Raw genomic sequence first — 1,158 nt, 5'->3', positions numbered from 1 at the left:
CTTCCGGATCACGGGTTGGGGTGACACCTGGCTCGGCCAGCCTGCGTGCGGGTGTGGGCCACGGGAGGCAGTCTCTGGATTGCTGAGATCTAGAGAGGGAGCCGTCCCGTGGCCCACGAGAACATTGTCTACGACCGTCGTGTCCGGATCATCGAGTATGCCGCCAGGATCGGTAATGTCGCCGAGGCGTGCCGGGTGTTCGGTGTCTCCCGCAAGACCTACTACGAGTGGCTGAACAAGGCTGAGCGGTACGGCTTGTCGGCTCTGCTGCCCCGGCCGCGGCGCAAGCCGCATCAGCCCAATGCGATGAGCAGCGAGGAGGTCGCGGTCATCTTGTCCGAGGCCATCGCCCGGCCCACCCTGGGCCCGAAGTCGCTGCTGCGGCACCTGCGGGTCCGCGGGGTGGATCGGTCCGCCTCCGGTGTGGCCAAGGTGCTGGCTCGACACCGGCTTGGACTCGCCAAACAGCGTGTCGCCGCGTTGGCGAGCCTGACCGCGGCCGAGACCGGGCTGATCACCGCCCAGGCGCTTCAGGGCCCGTACGGGTTCTGCCTGTACGCCGCCGCACCGGGCCAAGTGGTCGCCTTGGACACGTTCTACGTCGGGCGGCTCAAAGGGATCGGGGCGGTCTGGCAGCTCACCGCGGTCGACGTGGCCACCCGGACCGCGGTCGTGGAGTTGATCGTCGGGGACAAGACCGCTGCCGTGGCCGCGCGGTTCCTGGACCATCTCACCAAGGCGCTGCGCAAGCACGGCATCACCATGGCCGGGGTGCTCACCGACAACGGGCCGGAATTCACCGGGAAGGACTTCACCGGCCACGCAGCCCAGCTGGGGTTGTTCCACCATCGGATCCCGCCCAGATCGCCCAACCACAACGCAGTCTGCGAACGGTTCCACGGCACCGTGCTCCGCGAGTTCTACCGGCCCCACTTCCACCGCGGCCGAGTCGACGACCTCGCCCTACTGGACCGATCCCTGCAGGCATGGCTGGTCGACTACAACCACCACCGCCCCATCCACTCCGACTACATGGCCGGCCGCACACCACTACAAGTCAAGAAACACCTACGGCGCCGGATCCGACAGACTGCAGCCTGACAACCAACCAAGCGTCTCAGAGACGCCGACCTGTCACCCCAACCCGTGATCCGGAAG

General features: G+C 67.1%; 1 protein-coding gene. It reads left to right on the top strand.

Annotation, left to right across the window (positions count from 1 at the left end; translation table 11 throughout):
* The first annotated feature begins 108 nt into the window (after nt 1–108).
* Nucleotides 109–1,101 carry a helix-turn-helix domain-containing protein gene (locus ABN028_RS35160; RefSeq protein ID WP_349699664.1) on the top strand — a complete coding sequence of 331 codons (993 nt, stop codon included), beginning with the start codon at nt 109–111 and terminating at the stop codon, nt 1,099–1,101.
* Nucleotides 1,102–1,158: the final 57 nt, after the last annotated feature.

It is taken from the genome of Actinopolymorpha sp. B17G11 (assembly GCF_040196095.1).
In the GTDB taxonomy this organism is placed as follows: domain Bacteria; phylum Actinomycetota; class Actinomycetes; order Propionibacteriales; family Actinopolymorphaceae; genus Thermasporomyces.
The sequence above is the reverse complement of the archived record's forward strand: the minus strand, read 5'-3'. Positions and strand labels throughout refer to the sequence as shown.